The organism is Microbacterium sp. Ld4, assembly GCF_045066555.1.
In the GTDB taxonomy this organism is placed as follows: Bacteria; Actinomycetota; Actinomycetes; order Actinomycetales; family Microbacteriaceae; genus Microbacterium.
Window position 1 is genome coordinate 150,254 of sequence record NZ_JBISHE010000008.1, and the last position, 18,709, is coordinate 168,962.

An 18,709-nucleotide genomic window follows, 5' to 3' on the forward strand; every position below is an offset into this window, starting at 1 on the left:
TCGTCAGAGCGCCGACGCGACCGCGTCCTCGACCGTCGGATGCCGGAACGCGAACCCCGAGTCCAGGAGGGCTTTCGGCACGACATGGGTGTCGACGGTCAGCAGCGCCTGAACGGCGTCGGCGCTGAGCGCGAGCTTCATCGCCCACACGGGCGCCCGGAGGAGGTACGGCCTGTTGAGCCCGCGTGCGAGAGCGAAGCCGAGGTCGTTCGCGGTGGCGCGCTGCGGTCCCGAGAGGTTCACCGGCCCGGTCAGCCTCTGATCGATGACGTGACGGATGGCGCGGACCTCGTCGTCGAGCGATATCCACGGCCAGACCTGCGTGCCTCGGCCGATCGGACCGGACAGTCCAAGCCGGGTGAGCAGGATGAGCGGTTTCAAGACGCCCTGGCGGTGGACGACGGGGGCTGTGCGCAGGAGGGTGACGTTCTCACCCGCAGTCCGGGCCGCGCTCTCCCACTCGCCGCAGAGGTCCGAGAGGAAGGCATCGCCGCGGGGTCCGTCTTCCTCGAACGTCCGCCCACGGCCCTCCGGCGGGTAGTAGCCGACGGCCGACGAGCTGACGAAGTGCGGCGCCTCGTCGCCGAGTTCGCGCAGGGCGCGGGCGAGGGTCTGCGTCGGATGGATCCTCGACCAGACGAGTTCTCGCCGGTACCGGCTCGTCCAGGGGAAGTGACCGATGCTCGCGCCGTTCAGGTTCACCACGGCGGTCGCGCCGGCGAGCACCGCAGGATCGAGCGTCTCCGATCCCGGGGCCCAGCGCACCTCGTCCGGTCCCTGCGCCTCATGGCGCACGAGCCGCACGACGCGGTATCCATCGGCCGTGAACGAGTCGGCGAGCGCCCGTCCGATCAGCCCGGAGGCGCCCGAGAGGACGACGCGCGCGTCAGGCAAGCGTGGCCTCGAGCGTGATCTCGATGCCGGCGAGAGCGGCCGAGACCGGGCATCCGGTCTTCGCCTCGTCGGCGATGCGGGAGAAGTCCTCCGCGGAGAGTCCGGGCACGGTCGCGTTGACGTTCAGGTGCGATCCGGTGATGCCGGTGCCGGGAATGAAGGTGACCGACGCGGTCGTCTCGACCGTCGTGGGAGGAGTGCCGTTCTCGGCGAGGGCGTTCGACAGCGCCATGCTGTAGCAGGACGAGTGCGCTGCGGCGAGGAGCTCCTCCGGTGTCGTGACGGAGGTGGAGCCTTCGCTGCGGGCCTTCCAGTTGACGGCAAGCGGGCCCTGATTGGAGCTTTCCAGGGCGACGTCGCCGGAGCCTTCGAACAGGCTGCCCTTCCAGCTGGTGGTGGCTTCGCTCGTGACGCTCATGGTGTCTCCTCGGTCGCTCGTACAGGGTGCGTCCGAGCCTAGACCTCGCCCCTGAGCGGGGGATATGCCTTGACGGCGGCGTCCTGACGGGTCAGCCGGCGCGGCCGACGAACCCGCCGCGCTGCAGCAGGACCCACAGCTGGCATCCCAGGCAGAGCCCGAACACGGCGTTGAGGAACGCGGCCATGAAGGCGAGAGCGGCGGCGATCGGCAGGGCGAGAGGCACGCCGGCGAGGTGGAGGACGAGGCCGACCGTGGTGACGACCAGGCCGACGCCCTGCGCGAAACGCGGCGGACGGGGATCCTCGAGATCGGTCGGGGGAGCGAGGCGCGGCCGGATGACGGCGCGATAGAACGTGCCCCAGGGAGCGGTGCGCGGCGAGGCGACGCCCCAGACGAACAGGAGGGCGACGAGGAGGACGGCAAGGAAGCCCAGGTCGGTCACGCGCATCTCGAGGGGCACGGAGGGAAGCACCCATCCCCGAACGGGGACGATGAACATCCCTCCGCCGATGGGGCCGAGCCCACCGAACGAGGCGTCGGTGTGCGCCGTCGACATTCCGAGCAAAGACAACAGGGTCGCGAGGAGCAGCAGCACGGACGTGACGGCGGCCGCGAACCGCGGTCCGCGAGGATCGATGCCGCGCCGCTCAGGCACGGACTCCTCCGCTGGTCACGCGATCGAGTTCCATCTCGATGACCGATCTGCTCGGAGTTCCGCCGAAGCGGGTCTGCACGACGCCGTCGCGGTCGAGGATCAGCGTGGTCGGCGTCTGCATCACCCGGAAGTGTCGGGCGATGTCGGGCCGGTGGGTCAGATCGACGTTGAGGTGCAGCACGCCGGGCTGCCCGTCCGCGATCTCCCGGAGTGCGCGGTGGACCCCCGGACACCGGCTGCACATCTCGGTGCTGAACTGCAGCAGCGTCGCGGACGTGCCGAGGTGCGAGGCGCCGAGTCGCCGGGGCTCGACGACCTCGTCCGGATCGACGTGCCGGGGGCGGTTCTGGAGCCACCGGAGGACGAGTCCCACGCCGACCGTCGCCGCGAGCAGTGCGGCGAGCACGAGGATGGCGGGCAGGAGGTCCATGACCGCTCCACAGTAGTGGCTCGGGGGCACCTCGCGGCGAGTGCCGGATGCCGCCGCGTCATCTGCGGTCATGGCGCGGGTAGGGTGGCAGCCGTGAGTGAGAACGCAGCCGCCCCCGAGATCGAATTCCGCAGCGACGTCACCGTCGAGCTGGTCCGGGCAAATGCGTCCGACAGCGACGTGCTGTTCGCCGCCCGCGTGTCGACGCAGGGCGAGCAGACGCTCGCCTCCGCCGCCGACGGCAGCGAGGCGACATCCCGCGACCGCGGACTCATCAACTACCTGATGAGGGACCGCCACGGCTCGCCGTTCGAGCACAACTCGATGACCTTCTACGTGCAGGCGCCGATCTTCGTCTTCCGCGAGTTCATGCGACACCGGATGGCGTCGTACAACGAGGAGTCCGGCCGCTATCGCGAACTCCGTCCGGTCTTCTACGTCCCCTCGGCGGAGCGCAACCTGCTGCAGGTCGGCAAGCCGGGCGCGTACCAGTTCCACCCCGGCACCGCCGAGCAGGTGGAGCTCGTGCAGCAGACCACGCGGGAGGCATCCGCGGCGGCCTTCGACGCCTACCAGCGGATGCTCGACGCGGGTGTGGCCCGCGAGGTCGCCCGCATCGTGCTGCCGCTGAACATCTTCTCGTCGATGTACGTGACGGTGAACGCCCGATCGCTGATGAACTTCCTGTCGCTGCGCACCAAGCGCGAGGGCACGCACTTCCCGTCGTTCCCGCAGCGCGAGATCGAGATGTGCGCCGAGAAGATGGAGAACGCGTTCGAAGAGCTCATGCCCTTCACCTACGCCGCCTTCAACGCGAACGGGCGCGTCGCGCCCTGACCGTGCCTTGTGATCGCCGCCGCGTCCCGCGGCCGGTGACGGTCGGTGGGCCGCCACACGGCGGAGGGGGCCCGACGGGTAACCTGGACACCATGACGCACTCCGGCAATCCCTTCGGTCAGGTGCTCGTCGCGCTGGTCACTCCCATGACCGCCGACGGCGAGGTCGACTGGCCCGCCGTCGAGAAGCACATCGACGCGGTCATCGCGGGCGGTGCCGACGGCATCGTCGTCACCGGCACGACCGGCGAGACGAGCACGCTCACCGACGCCGAGAAGCTCCGCCTCGTCGAGGTCGGCAAGTCCGTGTCGGCAGGCCGGGCGAAGATCATCACCGGGGGAGGGTCCAACGAGACCGCCCACGCCATCGAGCTCTACAAGGCGAGCGAGAAGGCGGGCGCCGACGGCATCATGATCGTCACGCCGTACTACAACAAGCCCACGCAGGCCGGCATCCTGACCCACTTCCGGCTCGTCGCGGATGCCACCGATCTCCCAGTCATCATGTACGACATCCCGGGTCGCACCGGCGTGCCGCTGAAGTACGAGACCATCCTCCGGCTGGCCAAGCACCCCAACATCCTCGCGGTGAAGGACGCCAAGGGCGACTTCAGCGAGGTCTCGCGCGTCCTCAACCAGACCGACCTCATGTACTTCTCCGGAGACGACGCGAACGTGCTCCCGCACCTCTCGATCGGTGCGAGCGGGTTCATCGGCGTCACCGCCAACATCACTTCCGCTCCGTACCGTGCGATCGTGGATGCCGTCAACCGCGGCGACCTGCACGCGGCGACCGCCGCGCATCGCAGCCTCGAGCCTCTCGTGCGTGCGGTCATGACCCACGTTCCGGGAACCGTGAGTGTGAAGTACATCCTCCACGGTCTCGGCCGCATCACCAGCCCCCGTGTCCGCCTTCCGCTCGTCGGTCCCGAAGAGTGGGAAGCCGCTCTCATCGAGGACGAGCTCGCGCTCGTCGCGGACATCGACGGTGCGGACTTCTCGAACTTCCGACCCGACCGCAATGCCGCCGCAGGCGGCGCCCTCCCGAAGGTGCATGGAACCACGCGATGAGCAATACCGTCTCCGCCCCCGAACCCCTCGCCCCCGGCACTCTTCGCGTCACCCCTGTCGGGGGACTCGGCGAGGTCGGCCGCAACATGACCGTCTTCGAATACGACGGCAAGCTCCTGATCGTCGACTGCGGTGTGCTGTTCCCCGAGGAGCACCAGCCCGGCGTCGACCTTATCCTCCCCGACTTCGAGGCGATCCGCGGACGCCTCGACGACATCGTGGGTGTCGTCCTGACCCACGGTCACGAGGACCACATCGGCGCCGTACCGTACCTCCTCAAGCGCAAGGCGGACATCCCCCTCATCGGATCCCAGCTGACGCTCGCGCTCGTCGAGGCCAAGCTCAAGGAACACCGGATCAAGCCGTACTCGTTGACGGTGAAGGAAGGTCAGAACGAGCAGATCGGTCCGTTCGACCTGGAGTTCATCGCGGTGAACCACTCCATCCCCGACGCGCTCGCCGTCGCCGTCCGCACACCGGCCGGCCTCGTCCTCGCGACCGGCGACTTCAAGATGGACCAGCTTCCGCTCGACGACCGCCTGACCGATCTTCGCGCCTTCGCCCGCCTCGGTGAGGAGGGCGTCGACCTCTTCCTCGTCGACTCGACGAACGCCGACGTCCCCGGCTTCACCCCGCTCGAGCGGGAGATCGGCCCGGTCCTCGACCAGGTCATCGGCAAAGCGCCCCGCCGCGTCATCGTCGCGAGCTTCTCGAGCCACGTGCATCGCGTCCAGCAGGTCATCGACGCCGCCGCGGCCCACGGTCGCCGGGTGGCGTTCCTCGGCCGCTCCATGGTGCGCAACATGACGATCGCCGAGGACCTCGGGTACCTCAAGGTCCCCTCGGGCGTCCTGATCGACTACAAGAAGGCGAAGGACCTCCCCGAGGACAAGATCGTCTACATGTCGACCGGGTCCCAGGGCGAGCCGATGGCGGTCCTCTCGCGCATGGCCAACCTCGACCACGCGATCGAGCCCGGCGAGGGCGACACCGTCATCCTCGCGTCGAGCCTGATCCCCGGCAACGAGAACGCCGTCTACCGGGTCATCGACGGCCTCACGAAGCTCGGCGCGAACGTCGTCCACAAGGCGAACGCCAAGGTGCACGTCTCGGGTCACGCCGCCGCGGGCGAGCTCCTCTACTGCTACAACATCCTCAAGCCGCGCAACGTCCTCCCCATTCACGGCGAGTACCGCCACCTGATGGCCAATGCGAAGCTCGCTCAGGACAGCGGCGTCCCCGCGGAGAACACGATCCTCGCCGAGAACGGCACGATCATCGACCTGAAGGGCGGCGTCGCCCGCGTCGCCGGCCAGCTCGACCTCGGCTTCGTCTACGTCGACGGGTCGTCCGTCGGCGAAATCACCGACGCCGACCTCAAGGACCGTCGGATCCTCGGCGAAGAGGGATTCATCTCCGTCATCGTCGTCGTGGACGCTGCGACCGGCCGCATCGTGTCGGGCCCCGAGATCCACGCCCGCGGTGTCGCGGAGGACGACGCGGTCTTCGACTCGGTGAAGCCGAAGATCGCGCAGGCCCTCGCCGACGCGGCGCAGTCCGGCGTCCGCGATCAGCATGCGCTGCAGCAGGTCGTGCGGCGCACCATCGGCCGGTGGGTCAACCAGTCGCTCCGTCGCCGTCCCATGATCGTCCCGATGGTCATCGAGGCCTGAGCGAGTCGGGGCGATCGCCCCACCTGACCGTCTCCGAACGGATGGATGCCGCGGCGCGCTGAACCACTCAGCGCGCCGCGTCAATCCGGGCAAGTGTCGGTGCTCGCGCCTACCGTGGAGACATGGCCAGGAGCACCAGTCCGACCAGCAAGTCCCGTGCGTCCGCGCCGGGCTCGCCGTCGCGCGCCAAGAAAGCCGATCCCGCACCTCGGAAGAAGGCTGATCCGGCGCCCCGACGCTACGTCGACGAAGCCGAGAAGCCGTCGGTCATCACCCGGGCCTGGATGGGCCTGGCCCACATGGCGGGCGGTGTCTTCCGGGCCTTCGGGCCCGAGACCCTCGAAAAGGACCAGCGCCGCGACGGCTTCCCCTTCCTCCTCGTGCTCATGGCGATCGCCGGTGCGACCGTCGAGTGGTTCCTCATCGGCACGCAGGTGGGCACGAACATCAGCGCCTACTCCGTCGGCGGCCTGCTCGGGCGCGAAGCGTTCATCCTTCCCGTCCTCCTCCTCCTCCTCGCGGGGTGGCTCTTCCGGCATCCGCCGTCCGTGCATGACAACGGCCGGATCGGCATCGGATTCGGGCTCTTCGTCCTGGCGGTCGCCGGGTTCTGCCACGTCGTGGGAGGGCGCCCGCAGCCGAGCGGCGGTCTTCCCGCCCTCAGCGAAGGAGGCGGCCTCTTCGGCTGGATGATCGGCGAACCGCTCACCGTCATGACCGAGATCGGCGCCGGCATCGTGCTGGGCCTCCTCGCCTTCCTGAGCGTTCTTATCCTCACGAAGACCCCGCCGAACCGCATCGGCCATCGCCTCGGCGACCTGTACGCGTGGATGTTCGACGCCGAGCGCCCCGAGCGTGCCGAGAAGGGGGAGACCGGCCCGACCGTCGCCTTCGACGCGGTCGACGATGACGACGATCCGGCGTTGCCCTGGTGGCGCCGCAACAAGTCCGGCCGCGAGGAAGACGTCGACGGGGGACTCGGCGCCGACGACCTCACCGCGCTCCTCGAAGCCAGCCGTGACGGCAGCTTCGACAAGGCCGTCACCACCCCCGAGGTGGCGCCCGAGGCCATGACGGAGATCATCGAGCCCCTCGACGTTGCCGCGGCCGCACCTCCGCGACGGCCCGGCCGCAAGCCCGGATCCCTCGACGTGCCTCCCACGCCTCCGCTCCCGGAGTTCGTGGCCGCAAACCTCGACTCCGTCGACCCCTCCTCGGCCGACTACCGGCTCCCGGGAACCGACGCGCTGGCCGCCGGCACTCCCCACAAGGAGCGCTCGGAGGCCAACGACGCCATGGTCCGCGCGATCATGGGCGTGTTCGAGCAGTTCTCGATCAACGCGAAGGTCACGGGCTTCTCGCGCGGTCCGACCGTCACCCAGTACGAGATCGCGCTGGGCTCCGGCGTGAAGGTCGAGCGCATCACCGCCCTGACGAACAACATCGCCTACGCCGTCGCCTCGAACGAGGTGCGCATCCTCGCTCCGATTCCGGGCAAGAGCGCGATCGGTGTCGAGATCCCGAACACCGACCGTGAGATCGTGACCCTCGGCGACGTGCTGCGCTCGGGCAACGCCCAGCAGGCTACCCACCCGATGACCATCGGCATCGGCAAAGACGTCGGAGGCGGATACGTCGTCGCGAATCTCGCGAAGATGCCCCACCTCCTCGTCGCCGGCTCGACCGGGTCGGGCAAGTCGAGCTTCGTGAACTCGATGATCACAAGCCTGCTGATGCGGGCGAAGCCGTCCGACGTCCGCATGGTGCTGATCGACCCCAAGCGGGTCGAGCTCACCGCCTACGCGGGAGTCCCGCACCTCATCACGCCCATCATCACGAACCCCAAGAAGGCCGCGGAAGCCCTGCAGTGGGTCGTGAAGGAGATGGACATGCGGTACGACGACCTCGCGTCGTTCGGGTTCCGCCACATCGACGACTTCAACAAGGCTGTCGTAGCCGGTGAGCTGCAACTCCCGGCGGGCAGTGAGCGCGTCCTGAAGCCGTACCCGTACCTCCTGGTCGTCGTCGACGAGCTCGCCGACCTGATGATGGTCGCGCCTCGTGACGTCGAGGACTCGATCGTCCGCATCACCCAGCTCGCGCGAGCATCCGGCATCCACCTCGTCCTGGCCACGCAGCGACCGTCGGTCGACGTCGTCACGGGCCTCATCAAGGCCAACGTGCCGTCGCGTCTCGCGTTCGCTGTGACGAGCGTGACGGATTCGCGCGTCATCCTCGACCAGCCCGGAGCCGATCGCCTGATCGGTCAGGGCGATGGTCTCTTCCTGCCCATGGGGACGTCCAAGGCCATCCGCGTGCAGGGCGCGTGGGTCGCCGAGAAGGAGATCGAGAAGGTCGTCCAGCACGTCAAGAATCAGGCGCGCCCGGAGTACCGCAAGGACGTCGAAGCCGTCATCGAGAAGAAGGAGATCGACGCCGACATCGGTGACGACCTCGAACTCCTCCTCGCCGCCGCCGAACAGATCATCTCGACGCAGTTCGGCTCGACGTCGATGCTCCAGCGCAAGCTCCGGGTCGGTTTCGCGAAGGCGGGCCGGCTCATGGACCTCCTCGAGGCGCGGGAGATCGTCGGACCCTCCGAAGGGTCGAAGGCGCGCGACGTCCTGGTGACCCCTGACGAGCTCCCCGCCGTCCTCGCCCGGCTCCGCGGTGAAGAGCCGCCAGAAGACGCCGCACCCGCTGCTCCGGCCGATCACGCGCCCGCTCCGTCGGCTGCCCCGCCCGTCCCGCCGATGCCGGCCGACCCGTACGGCCCCGATCCCGTGGCCGCCCAGTTCGACGGCTACGACGTCGTGGACGGCGACGACGGCGATGAGGATGCCTGGAGCCTCACCGGTCGTGACTGAGCGCGGGCCGGCCGTGATTAGGGTGGGTCTGTGACGATCCCGAGGCAGTTGCCCAACGCCATCACGATCGTGCGCATCCTCTGCGCGCCGATCTTCGTGTGGATGCTGCTGGCGTCCGGCGATGATGACGGCGCGCTCCGGTGGTTGGCCGCCGTGCTCTTCATCGTCGCGATCGCGACCGACGGCATCGACGGGTACCTGGCCCGCAAGTACGAGATCGTGACCGATCTCGGCAAGCTGCTCGATCCGATCGCCGACAAGGTGCTGACGGGCTGCGCCTTCGTGTGCCTGTCGATCCTGGGGGAGCTCGACTGGTGGATCACGATCATCGTCCTCGTGCGCGAGGTCGGCATCACCGTGCACCGACTCATGGTCGCGACCGACCACGTCGTGGCGGCGGCGTGGATGGGCAAGCTGAAGACGGTCGCCCAGGCTGTCGCGCTGTCCCTCGCCCTTCTTCCCCTCTGGACCGTCTTCGGTGACGGGGTGCATATCGTCAACGCGGTGACGATGACGATCGCCGTGGTCCTGACGATCGCCAGCGGCCTCGACTACGTGATCACTGCCGTCCGCGCCCGATCGGCGCGGCCGAACACCCCGAGCCGGCCGTGATCGAGCCGTTCGCACATGCCCTGCCGGACGACCTCGAGGAGACCCTCGTGTCCTCCGGACCGCGTTCGGAGCCGGAGCGCCTCGTCGAGCGTCTGCGAGAGCTCGGATGGAGCCTCGGGGTCGCAGAGTCGCTGACAGGCGGGCTCGTGGCGGCATCCGTGGTCGCCGTCCCGGGAGCGTCCGCGGTCTTCCGCGGCGGCATCGTCGCCTATGCGACCGACCTCAAATCCCGCCTGCTGGGCGTCGATGCGACACTTCTCGACGCCCACGGCCCCGTCCATCCGCGCGTCGCGCGCCAGATGGCCGAGGGCATCCGGCGCGCCGTGGGGGAGTCGGATGCCGCCGATGTCGGCATCGCCACGACGGGCGTCGCCGGACCAGGGCCGGCCGACGGTCAGCCTGCCGGAACCGTGCACATCGCCGTGTCGACCCCGCTCGGGTCGCGGGTCGAATCGCTCGAGCTGTCGGGCGACCGCGAGCAGATCCGGACCGAGGCGGCGGCCCGCGCGATCGCCCTCGCCATCGACGCGCTCTGAGGCGGGAATACGCCGGGTTTCACGCTCGTTACGGTTGGTGATTCCCACCCGTTCCCCAGCAGTCGGGGTCTAGGGTGACAACCAACGTGTTGTACCGTTGTTCCCCCCGAAGGGTGCATCGGCTGGACGGCAGAGGAGGGCACCGCATGATTTTGGTTCGTCAAGAGATCGGCGACGTTCTGCGCGACTTCCGTCTGCAGAAGGGCCACACTCTTCGGCAGGTGTCCGGTCGCGCGAGCGTGGCGCTCGGGTACCTCAGCGAGGTCGAGCGCGGTCAGAAGGAGGCGTCCAGCGAGATCCTCGCGGCCGTCGCCGAGGCCCTCGATGTGCCCATCTCCACGATCATGCGCGAAGTGGGTGAGCGCATCTCGGTTCTCGAGGGCCTCCACTCGATCACCGACGTCGTGCCGGATGATCTCGCGTCGCTCGGTGGGGACATCATCACCCCCGAGCTCTCGCTCCACTGACCGCTCGATGCGCCACAGTGAGTTCGACCGCGCCGTCGAGGCGGAGTTCGGCAGAGGTGGCGCGGCGCTGGTCGACGACCTGGTGCTGACGGCCGTGGGCGGTCGCACGGCCCGCGAGGCCCTGGCCGCCGGCGTTGCTCCTCGCGAGGTCTGGACGGCGCTGTGCATCGAGAATGACGTACCGCCCGCCCGCCGACACGGTGCCGGCCGGCTCGAGCCGCGCCGCTGATCGCGACACGCCGCGCGCGGCCATCGAAGATCTGTTCGATGCACGCGTAGGCTTCTGCACAACGGGAGTCAGACGGACGTCTTCCCCGCTGCTGGGTACGCCGACTCCGATGTCGGACCCCCTTCGTAGCGTGGAGAGCGTCAACTGACACCCACGCCCTGTTGCAGAATCCGAGCCTTCGGTGACGATCGCGACAGCCTACGGGCGACGGAACCTCGAGCACCAAGGAGCATGACCATGCCATCACCTGCCGACCGCGAGAAGGCCCTGGAATCGGCCCTCGCCCAGATCGACCGCCAGTTCGGCAAGGGGTCGATCATGCGCCTCGGAAGCGACGAGCGCGCTCCCGTCGAGGTCATCCCCACCGGCTCGATCGCCCTCGACGCCGCCCTCGGCATCGGCGGGATCCCGCGTGGCCGCGTCGTGGAGATCTACGGACCGGAGTCCTCCGGTAAGACCACGCTGACGCTCCACGCGATCGCCAACGCCCAGCGTGCTGGCGGCATCGCCGCGTTCATCGACGCCGAGCACGCGCTCGACCCCGATTACGCGCAGAAGCTCGGCGTCGACATCGACCAGCTTCTCGTCTCGCAGCCCGACACGGGTGAGCAGGCGCTCGAGATCGCCGACATGCTCATCCGTTCGGGAGCCATCGACCTGGTCGTCATCGACTCGGTGGCCGCGCTCGTCCCCGAGGCCGAGATCAAGGGCGAGATGGGCGACTCGCACGTCGGCCTCCAGGCCCGCCTCATGTCGCAGGCCCTGCGAAAGATCACCGGTGGCCTGAGCCAGACCAAGACCACCGCGATCTTCATCAACCAGCTGCGCGAGAAGATCGGCGTGTTCTTCGGCTCTCCCGAGACCACCGCCGGCGGAAAGGCGCTCAAGTTCTACGCGTCGGTCCGGCTCGACATCCGCCGCATCGAGACCCTGAAGGACGGTACCGAAGCGGTCGGTAACCGCACCCGCGTCAAGGTCGTCAAGAACAAGATGGCACCGCCCTTCAAGCAGGCCGAGTTCGACATCATCTATGGCGTCGGCATCTCCCGCGAGGGAAGCCTGATCGACTTCGGCGTCGAGCACGGCATCGTCAAGAAGTCGGGCGCCTGGTACACGTACGAGGGCGAACAGCTCGGTCAGGGCAAGGAGAACTCGCGCAACTTCCTCATCAAGAACACCGATGTGGCCGCCGAGATCGAGTTGAAGATCAAGCAGAAGCTCGGTGTGGGCATGCCCAAGGTGACCGAAGAGACCGCGAAGAGCGACGAGCTCGCTGCGCGTCGCCCGGCCTGAGCATGACGACGGACAACGGGGGCGAGCGCGAAACACTCGCCCCCGTCATCCCCCTCTTCGGCGCCCCCGACCCGGTTGCGCTGCACCCCTCCGGTGGTCGCGTCGGATCCTCGACCGCGTCGACGGGTGATTCGGGCGACACGGATGAGGCCGGGCAGTGGCACGCGACGTGGACGACCGACCGACCGGCATCCGCCTCTCCTGATCGGCCCAGCACGCCTCCCCGTCGTCTTGCCGCCGTCGAGGACGTCGATACGGCCTCGTCGGCGGTCGAGGAGCGGCGCGATGCGGCTGACAGGGCGGAGCGTATCCTCCTCCGCAAGCTCCGGACTCGTTCGCTGTCCCTCCGGGAGGCTCGCTCCGTGCTGACGGAGGCAGAACTAGACCTGGCCGATGCGGAAGACATCGTCGAGCGCTTCGTGGGTCTCGGCTACCTCGACGATCTCGCGCTCGCGGAACAGCTCATCGAGAAGGCGACCTCCCGCAAGGCTCAGGGGCGCCAGGCGGTCGCCCAGACCCTGTCTCAGCGCGGCATCCCACGAGAAGTGATCGACGAGGCCCTCGCGGAGCTCCCCGACGACGAAGAGGAGCGGGCTCTCGACTTCGCGCGGTCGAAGGCGAGGGGCATGGAGGATCTCGAACGAGACGTGGCCCTCCGGAGGCTTTCCGGTCAGCTCGCCCGCCGCGGATACGGAGCCGTCGCCTTCTCGGCGGCTCGGCGCGCGCTCGACGAGCTCCGCAGCGGCCCGCGCCGGGGAGTCCGCTTCGAGCCGTGACGTCTGGCGGTCTTCTCTGCGATACTGCAGCGGAGTGCGCCCCACCGCTCTCGGGAAGATGAGCGTGACGATAGACGTAGAGGGTCTGGTCAAGTCATTCAAGGATGTGCGCGCGGTCGACGGCATCTCCTTCTCCGTCGAGGCGGGCCAGCTCTTCGCCTTCCTCGGCGCCAACGGTGCGGGGAAGTCGACGACGATCGGCTGCGTGACGACTCTGCTGCAGCCCGACGCGGGACGCATCCGGATAGCCGGCCATGATGTGACGACGGATGCCGAAGCGGTACGGTCCGCCATCGGCGTCGTGTTCCAGCGGTCGCTGATGGACGACCAGCTCACGGTCCGGGAGAACCTGATCTTTCGCGCGGCTCTCTCGCGCGTTCCCGCGGAAGACGTCGCGCGCCGCGTGGGCGACCTCTCGGAGCTCATCGAACTCACCGACTTCCTCGATCGCCGGTACGGCCGGCTCTCAGGAGGTCAGCGTCGTCGAGCAGACATCGCGCGGGCGCTCCTGCACGAGCCCGCGATCCTGTTCCTCGATGAGCCCACGGCAGGCCTCGATCCGGCCAGCCGAGTCGCGGTCTGGTCGGCCATCGCACGGCTGCAGCGCGACAGAGGGCTGACCGTCTTCCTCACCACTCACTACATGCAGGAGACCGAGGATGCCGATCAGGTCACCGTCATCGACGCCGGTCGGGCGGTGGCCAGTGGCACCCCGTCCGCGCTCCGGGCGAAGTACAGCCGCAGCCTGCTGACCGTGACGACGTCCGACCCGGCGAGTCTTCTCCGCCTCGCGGAGGCGGCCGACGCGATCGCCGAACGCAAGGGCGCGACCCTCACGATCGCCGTGGCCGACGGGCGGCAGGCGCAGCGCATCCTGGCAGCTCACGGAGACGCCGTTCAGGACTTCGAGTTCCGGCACGGGCGGATGGACGATGTCTTCCTCGCCCTCACCGGCGCGGCCCACGCCGACGTGAACGTCGCATGAGGATCGTGACGTCGCTGGTCGTACGCAACCTCAGACTCTTCTTCCGCGACCGTCTCAACGTCTTCTTCTCACTGCTGAGCGGCCTCGTGCTGTTCTTCCTGTACACGCTGTTTCTCGCCCGGCTCCAGGTCGACGGGCTCGTCGCCACGCTGCCCGGGGTCGGCCGCGGAGACCTCGAAGCCTTCGTCGACAGCTGGATGCTGTCGGGCATCGTCCTCCTGACGACCGTCACCTCCGGCATCGGCGCCGTGTCGACCTTCGTCGAAGACCGGGCATCCGGCCGGTTCGCCGACTTCCTCGTCGCGCCCATCCGTCGTCACCACCTCGTGCTCGGCTACCTGCTGTCTTCCGTTCTGGTCGCCGTCGTGATGTCGAGCGTGATCTTCGTCCTCTCCGTCCTGTACCTCGGCCTCGCGCGTGGTGCGTGGCTCCAGCCGCTCGACCTCCTCGGAGGCGTGGGCGCGATGCTCCTCTGCTGCGCCGCGTTCACCGCGATCGGGGCGTTCGGGGCATCGTTCCTGAAAACAACGGGGGCGTATTCGGCGTTCGCGACCGTCGTCGGAACGGTTCTGGGATTCATCGCCGGGTCCTACATCCCCGTCGGCTCGCTTCCCTCGGCGGTCGCCTCCGTCGTCAACGCGCTGCCGTTCGCCCAGGGGGCGATGCTCCTTCGGCGTCCGTTCACCGCCGACACCCTGGCCGCCGTCACGGGTTCCGACCCCGAGGGCATGGCGGGTCTCCGCGAGTTCTACGGCATCGACCTCTTCGTCGGCACCGGTGAGGTGACCAGCCTGATGGCCTTGGGCGTGCTCGTCATCGTCTCGCTCGGGTTCAGCGCCCTCTCGGCCGCGCGCATCCGCTCCCTTCTCCGCTGACACGGCGGCCGCCCCGAGCGGCCTCGTAGAATGGCGTGATCATGACCAGCCCGTCCGCCGCTCCCACTCTCATCGCGCCCTCCCTCGCCGCCGTCGCGGGCGACGGACGACCCCGCACCTACGAGGTGCGGACGTTCGGATGCCAGATGAACGTCCACGACTCCGAGCGTTTGTCCGGTTCCCTCGAGTCCGCCGGCTACGTGCGAGCAGACACCGGCGTCGACGCCGATGTGATCGTCATCAACACCTGCGCGGTCCGAGACAACGCGGCCGGCAAGCTGTACGGCACCCTCGGGCACCTGAAGAGCCGCAAGGACAAGCACGAGGGCATGCAGATCGCCGTAGGCGGCTGCCTCGCCCAGATGGACAAGGATGCCGTCCAGCAGAAGGCCCCTTGGGTCGACGTGGTGTTCGGCACCCACAACATGGGTTCGCTGCCCAGCCTTCTCGAGCGTGCCCGCCACAACGGCGAGGCCGAGCTCGAGATCCTCGAATCGCTCGAGGTCTTCCCCTCCACCCTGCCGACCAAGCGGGATTCCGCCTCGAGCGGCTGGGTCTCGATCTCGGTCGGCTGCAACAACACGTGCACCTTCTGCATCGTGCCGAGCCTCCGGGGCAAGGAGAAGGACCGCCGTCCCGGCGACGTCCTCAGCGAGATCCGACTCCTCGTGGACGACGGCGCGATCGAGGTCACCCTGCTCGGTCAGAACGTCAACAGCTACGGCGTCGAGTTCGGCGACCGGCAGGCGTTCGGCAAGCTGCTCCGGGCCGCGGGCGAGATCCCCGGGCTCGAGCGGGTCCGCTTCACCAGCCCGCACCCTGCGGCGTTCACCGACGACGTCATCGACGCGATGGCCGAGACGCCGTCGGTCATGCCGCAGCTGCACATGCCGCTGCAGTCGGGTTCGGACCGCATCCTCAAGGCCATGCGACGCTCGTACCGCAGCGACCGCTTCCTCGGGATCCTCGACCGCGTGCGCGCGAAGATGCCCCACGCCGCGATCTCCACCGACATCATCGTGGGCTTCCCCGGTGAGACCGAGGAGGACTTCGAGGACACCATGCGCGTCGTCGAGCAGGCGCGCTTCGCGAGCGCTTTCACCTTCCAGTACTCCATCCGCGAAGGTACACCCGCGGCCACGATGCCCGATCAGGTTCCCAAGGAGATCGTCCAGCGCCGTTACGAGCGACTCATCGCCCTGCAGGAGCGGATCTCGCTCGAGGAGAACCAGAAGCAGCTCGGCCGTCTCGTCGAGGTGCTCGTTTCGTCGGCGGAGGGTAAGAAGGATGCCGCGACGCACCGCCTGACAGGCCGCGCCGAGGACAATCGTCTCGTCCACGTCGAAGTGCCGGCGGGCTCTCCCGCACCGCGTCCGGGTGACGTGGTCTCGGCAGTGGTCACGCACGCCGCGCCGTTCCACCTGCTCGCCGACAGCCCCGACGGCGCTCCGCTCAAGATCCGGCGCACGCGTGCCGGCGACGCGTGGGACCGCGCGCAGGCCGAGTCGTGCGGGGTCCCGACCCCCGCGTCGGGCGGCGCCCGTGCCGTCTCGCTCGGGCTCCCCGCGCTCCGCGTCGGGGAGTAGCCGGTGAGCGGCCCGCGCCTCTGGGCGATCGTGGGCGCGACGGGGACGGGCAAGACGTCGCTGTCCCTCGATCTCGCCGAGGGGCTCGGCCTCACGGGTCCCGGCGCGGAGATCGTCAACGCCGACGCGATGCAGCTCTACCGCGGCATGGACATCGGGACGGCGAAGCTCCCGGTGGATCAACGCCGCGGCATCCGGCACCATCTTTTCGACGTGCTCGAGGTGACGGAGGATGCCGCGGTGGCGGCGTACCAGGCGGAGGCACGCGCGGCGATCGCCGGCGTCTTCGCGAGCGGGAAGGACGCGATCCTGGTCGGCGGCTCCGGTCTCTACGTGTCGAGCGTGCTGTACGACTTCCGGTTCCCGCCGCGCGACCTCGACCTGCGGGCGCGACTCGAGGTCGAACTCGACCGTGACGGCGCAGGCGCCCTACTCGCGCGGCTCCGCGAGCTCGACCCCGTCACCGCCGAGCGCATCGACCCCCGCAACGGGCGCCGGATCGTCCGCGCCCTCGAGGTCGTCTCGCAGGGTGACGCCACCCATGGCGCGGTGCTGCCTGAGTCGCCCGTCCTCTGGCATGAGCCCACCACGATCGTCGGAGTGCACATTGATCGGCCCGAGCTCGTCGACCGGCTCGACCGACGCGTCGAGCAGATGTGGGCGGGCGGGATCGTCGCGGAGGCCGAGCGGCTCCGGGAGGTCGGCCTCGAGTCGGGTGCGACCGCGCGGCGGGCGATCGGCTACGCCCAGGCGCTCGCGCAGAGCGCGGGAGAGCTGACGCAGGACGAAGCGATCTCCCAGACGCAGGCGCTCACGCGCCGCTATGCGCGTCGCCAGGTGTCGTGGTTCGGGCGCTACCGGGACCTTCACCGCGTGGGCCCGGGCGCGTCGCCCGCAGACCTGCTCGCGCTCCGCTGACCGGCCAGGCGTCCGGGCGTCGCCCTAGAATCGGGGTGTGTCGACGATCGCATTCACCAAGGGCCACGGAACCGGCAACGACTTCGTGATCGTCGCCGATCCCGACGGGACCACCGAGCTCACCGGAGAGCAGATCGCTGCGCTCACCGATCGGAGGTTCGGCATCGGCGCGGACGGGTTGCTCCGTGTCGTGCGATCGACGGCCCTCGCGGAGGGTGCGGCGACGCCCGACGCCGAATGGTTCATGGACTACCGCAACGCCGACGGCTCGGTCGCGGAGATGTGCGGCAACGGGGTTCGGGTCTTCGTCAAGTACCTCCTGAGCGCGGGCTACGCCACGCTGGACGCGGGGGAGACCCTTCGCATCGGCACCCGAGCGGGCACGAAGGCCGTCACTCGAACCGAGAACGGCTTCGAGGTCGACCTCGGGCTCTGGCGCGCCGACGAGACCGACGTGCTCGTCCGCGCGCGCGGCGTCTCGGTCGCACGCCCCGGTCTCGGCATCGACGTGGGCAACCCCCACGTGGTCGTCGCGCTGTCGAGCACCGACGAGCTCGACGCTCTCGACCTGACCGTGCAGCCGATCCTCGAGCCGGCGCCGGAAGCCGGCGCCAATGTCGAGTTCGTGGTCCCCGCCGACCCGCTCATCACCGACGGCGTCGGTGCGATCCGGATGCGGGTGTTCGAGCGGGGTGTCGGCGAAACGCTGTCGTGCGGCACCGGGGTCGCGGCATCCGCTCTCGCCGTCCGGCACTGGGCGGGGCCGTCTGCCCCCGATCGGTGGACGGTCGACGTCCCGGGTGGGCGACTCGGCGTCAGGGTCGTCCGCACCGATCAGGGCGAGCGGGTGCTGCTGTCAGGGCCCGCGTCACTCGTCTTCTCGGGCGAGATCGCTCTCGCCTGAGGGGGTGTCCTCCACCGCCGTGTCGGTGACGGCGATCGGACCCGTTGCAGAACCGCCGTTGCGGCGCACTCGGAGGACGCGGAACCCCCGACCGGTCGCCGCTCGCGTGACGGAGTACGAGCGGTCGAATGAGGCGGTCAGCCACCGCTGCAGCGAGTCGGACCCGAGGTTCCGCTGGACGACCAGCCACGCGTCCCCCCGCTCCGCCAGACGCGGAATCCAGGTCTGCAGCATTCCGTGGAGGACGTCCTTGCCGACGCGGATCGGCGGGTTGGAGCGGAGCGAGCGGAACGAGATGTCGTCGGGAACATCCTCGGGCCGCACGGCGTTGACGTTATCGAGGCCGAGTTCCTCGGCATTGCGGCGAACGAGATCGAGGGCGCGTTCGTTGACGTCCACAGCCCAGACGGTTGCATGAGGCGCCTCGATCGCGAGCGACAGCGCGATCGGTCCCCAGCCGCAGCCGAGATCGAGCAGATGACCTCCCGGCGGTGCGGGAGGAGTGTTGGCCAGGAGGACAGCGGTCCCGCCGTCGACATGGTCCGGACTGAAGACCCCGCCCGCAGTGGTCACCTCGACGTCACGACCGGCAAGGGACACACGGATGCGGCGGAGGTTCTCGAAGCTGGACGGGGACGCGCTGAAGTAATGATCGCTCCCCATGCGACGAGCGTAGCGGAG

Annotated in this window: 20 protein-coding genes; 15 read left to right on the forward strand and 5 right to left on the reverse strand. The window is 69.0% G+C overall.

Annotated features, from left to right (window positions below):
- Positions 1–3: 3 nt before the first annotated feature.
- The 4 genes from ACJJV7_RS03695 to ACJJV7_RS03710 form a co-directional block, all read right to left on the reverse strand.
- Positions 4–894 (reverse strand): TIGR01777 family oxidoreductase, encoded by an 891-nt coding sequence (locus tag ACJJV7_RS03695; RefSeq protein ID WP_405372567.1) that lies wholly within the window; start codon positions 892–894, stop codon positions 4–6.
- Positions 887–1,312: an OsmC family peroxiredoxin gene (locus tag ACJJV7_RS03700; protein WP_405372568.1), complete on the reverse strand. Its 426-nt coding sequence runs from the start codon at positions 1,310–1,312 to the stop codon at positions 887–889. Before ACJJV7_RS03700 ends, ACJJV7_RS03695 begins: the two co-directional genes overlap by 8 nt.
- Positions 1,313–1,403: 91 nt before the next feature.
- Positions 1,404–1,970, reverse strand: coding sequence for a DUF4395 domain-containing protein (locus ACJJV7_RS03705; RefSeq protein ID WP_405372569.1), 567 nt, complete (start codon positions 1,968–1,970; stop codon positions 1,404–1,406).
- Positions 1,963–2,472: a thioredoxin family protein gene (locus tag ACJJV7_RS03710; protein ID WP_405372570.1), complete on the reverse strand. Its 510-nt coding sequence runs from the start codon at positions 2,470–2,472 to the stop codon at positions 1,963–1,965. The genes ACJJV7_RS03705 and ACJJV7_RS03710 overlap by 8 nt, the downstream gene beginning before the upstream one ends.
- Positions 2,473–2,493: 21 nt before the next feature.
- Here ACJJV7_RS03710 and thyX point away from each other — a divergent pair, with 21 nt between their 5' ends.
- From thyX to dapF, 15 genes are all read left to right on the forward strand, one after another.
- Positions 2,494–3,237 carry an FAD-dependent thymidylate synthase gene (gene thyX, locus ACJJV7_RS03715; protein ID WP_405372571.1) on the forward strand — a complete coding sequence of 248 codons (744 nt, stop codon included), beginning with the start codon at positions 2,494–2,496 and terminating at the stop codon, positions 3,235–3,237.
- 92 nt (positions 3,238–3,329) lie between these two features.
- Positions 3,330–4,307, forward strand: coding sequence for a 4-hydroxy-tetrahydrodipicolinate synthase (gene dapA, locus ACJJV7_RS03720; protein ID WP_405372572.1), 978 nt, complete (start codon positions 3,330–3,332; stop codon positions 4,305–4,307).
- Positions 4,304–5,980: a ribonuclease J gene (locus tag ACJJV7_RS03725; protein WP_405372573.1), complete on the forward strand. Its 1,677-nt coding sequence runs from the start codon at positions 4,304–4,306 to the stop codon at positions 5,978–5,980. The genes dapA and ACJJV7_RS03725 overlap by 4 nt, the downstream gene beginning before the upstream one ends.
- A gap of 122 nt (positions 5,981–6,102) precedes the next feature.
- Positions 6,103–8,847 carry a DNA translocase FtsK gene (locus ACJJV7_RS03730; protein WP_405372574.1) on the forward strand — a complete coding sequence of 915 codons (2,745 nt, stop codon included), beginning with the start codon at positions 6,103–6,105 and terminating at the stop codon, positions 8,845–8,847.
- Between the two features lie 30 nt (positions 8,848–8,877).
- Positions 8,878–9,459, forward strand: a complete 582-nt coding sequence (gene pgsA, locus ACJJV7_RS03735) for a CDP-diacylglycerol--glycerol-3-phosphate 3-phosphatidyltransferase (protein ID WP_405372575.1) — start codon at positions 8,878–8,880, stop codon at positions 9,457–9,459.
- Between the two features lie 47 nt (positions 9,460–9,506).
- Entirely contained in the window at positions 9,507–9,995 is a 489-nt protein-coding gene (locus ACJJV7_RS03740; protein WP_405372576.1) for a CinA family protein, read from the forward strand.
- Between the two features lie 146 nt (positions 9,996–10,141).
- Entirely contained in the window at positions 10,142–10,462 is a 321-nt protein-coding gene (locus ACJJV7_RS03745; RefSeq protein ID WP_405372577.1) for a helix-turn-helix domain-containing protein, read from the forward strand.
- Between the two features lie 7 nt (positions 10,463–10,469).
- Positions 10,470–10,691, forward strand: coding sequence for a DUF3046 domain-containing protein (locus ACJJV7_RS03750; protein WP_405372578.1), 222 nt, complete (start codon positions 10,470–10,472; stop codon positions 10,689–10,691).
- A 237-nt stretch (positions 10,692–10,928) separates the two neighbouring features.
- A complete protein-coding gene (gene recA, locus ACJJV7_RS03755) occupies positions 10,929–11,984 on the forward strand; it encodes a recombinase RecA (RefSeq protein ID WP_405372579.1) in 1,056 nt (351 codons plus the stop codon).
- A 2-nt stretch (positions 11,985–11,986) separates the two neighbouring features.
- On the forward strand, positions 11,987–12,760 hold the full coding sequence (locus ACJJV7_RS03760) for a regulatory protein RecX (RefSeq protein ID WP_405372580.1): 774 nt from the start codon (positions 11,987–11,989) through the stop codon (positions 12,758–12,760).
- A 64-nt stretch (positions 12,761–12,824) separates the two neighbouring features.
- The gene (locus ACJJV7_RS03765; protein ID WP_405372581.1) at positions 12,825–13,745 is read left to right on the forward strand and encodes an ABC transporter ATP-binding protein; all 921 of its coding nucleotides are present in this window, start codon (positions 12,825–12,827) and stop codon (positions 13,743–13,745) included.
- Between the two features lie 5 nt (positions 13,746–13,750).
- Complete coding sequence (locus ACJJV7_RS03770; protein WP_405372582.1) at positions 13,751–14,620, forward strand: ABC transporter permease; 870 nt, start codon at positions 13,751–13,753, stop codon at positions 14,618–14,620.
- 41 nt (positions 14,621–14,661) lie between these two features.
- Entirely contained in the window at positions 14,662–16,206 is a 1,545-nt protein-coding gene (gene miaB, locus ACJJV7_RS03775) for a tRNA (N6-isopentenyl adenosine(37)-C2)-methylthiotransferase MiaB (protein WP_405372583.1), read from the forward strand.
- Positions 16,207–16,209: 3 nt separating this feature from the next.
- Complete coding sequence (miaA, locus tag ACJJV7_RS03780) at positions 16,210–17,124, forward strand: tRNA (adenosine(37)-N6)-dimethylallyltransferase MiaA (protein WP_405372584.1); 915 nt, start codon at positions 16,210–16,212, stop codon at positions 17,122–17,124.
- 37 nt (positions 17,125–17,161) lie between these two features.
- Positions 17,162–18,028, forward strand: a complete 867-nt coding sequence (gene dapF, locus ACJJV7_RS03785; RefSeq protein WP_405372585.1) for a diaminopimelate epimerase — start codon at positions 17,162–17,164, stop codon at positions 18,026–18,028.
- Here dapF and ACJJV7_RS03790 read toward each other — a convergent pair.
- Positions 17,993–18,691 carry a class I SAM-dependent methyltransferase gene (locus ACJJV7_RS03790; RefSeq protein WP_405372586.1) on the reverse strand — a complete coding sequence of 233 codons (699 nt, stop codon included), beginning with the start codon at positions 18,689–18,691 and terminating at the stop codon, positions 17,993–17,995. The two genes, dapF and ACJJV7_RS03790, sit on opposite strands and share 36 nt — an antisense overlap.
- Between the last annotated feature and the right edge of the window lie 18 nt (positions 18,692–18,709).

Coding starts and splice junctions, on each gene's coding strand:
- ACJJV7_RS03700 (WP_405372568.1), bottom strand. CDS start 1,312: ATGAGCGTCACGAGCGAAGCCACCACCAGCTGGAAGGGCAGCCTGTTC.
- ACJJV7_RS03710 (WP_405372570.1), bottom strand. CDS start 2,472: ATGACCGCAGATGACGCGGCGGCATCCGGCACTCGCCGCGAGGTGCCC.
- dapA (WP_405372572.1), top strand. CDS start 3,330: ATGACGCACTCCGGCAATCCCTTCGGTCAGGTGCTCGTCGCGCTGGTC.
- ACJJV7_RS03725 (WP_405372573.1), top strand. CDS start 4,304: ATGAGCAATACCGTCTCCGCCCCCGAACCCCTCGCCCCCGGCACTCTT.
- ACJJV7_RS03730 (WP_405372574.1), top strand. CDS start 6,103: ATGGCCAGGAGCACCAGTCCGACCAGCAAGTCCCGTGCGTCCGCGCCG.
- ACJJV7_RS03745 (WP_405372577.1), top strand. CDS start 10,142: ATGATTTTGGTTCGTCAAGAGATCGGCGACGTTCTGCGCGACTTCCGT.
- ACJJV7_RS03750 (WP_405372578.1), top strand. CDS start 10,470: ATGCGCCACAGTGAGTTCGACCGCGCCGTCGAGGCGGAGTTCGGCAGA.
- recA (WP_405372579.1), top strand. CDS start 10,929: ATGCCATCACCTGCCGACCGCGAGAAGGCCCTGGAATCGGCCCTCGCC.
- ACJJV7_RS03760 (WP_405372580.1), top strand. CDS start 11,987: ATGACGACGGACAACGGGGGCGAGCGCGAAACACTCGCCCCCGTCATC.
- miaB (WP_405372583.1), top strand. CDS start 14,662: ATGACCAGCCCGTCCGCCGCTCCCACTCTCATCGCGCCCTCCCTCGCC.
- ACJJV7_RS03790 (WP_405372586.1), bottom strand. CDS start 18,691: ATGGGGAGCGATCATTACTTCAGCGCGTCCCCGTCCAGCTTCGAGAAC.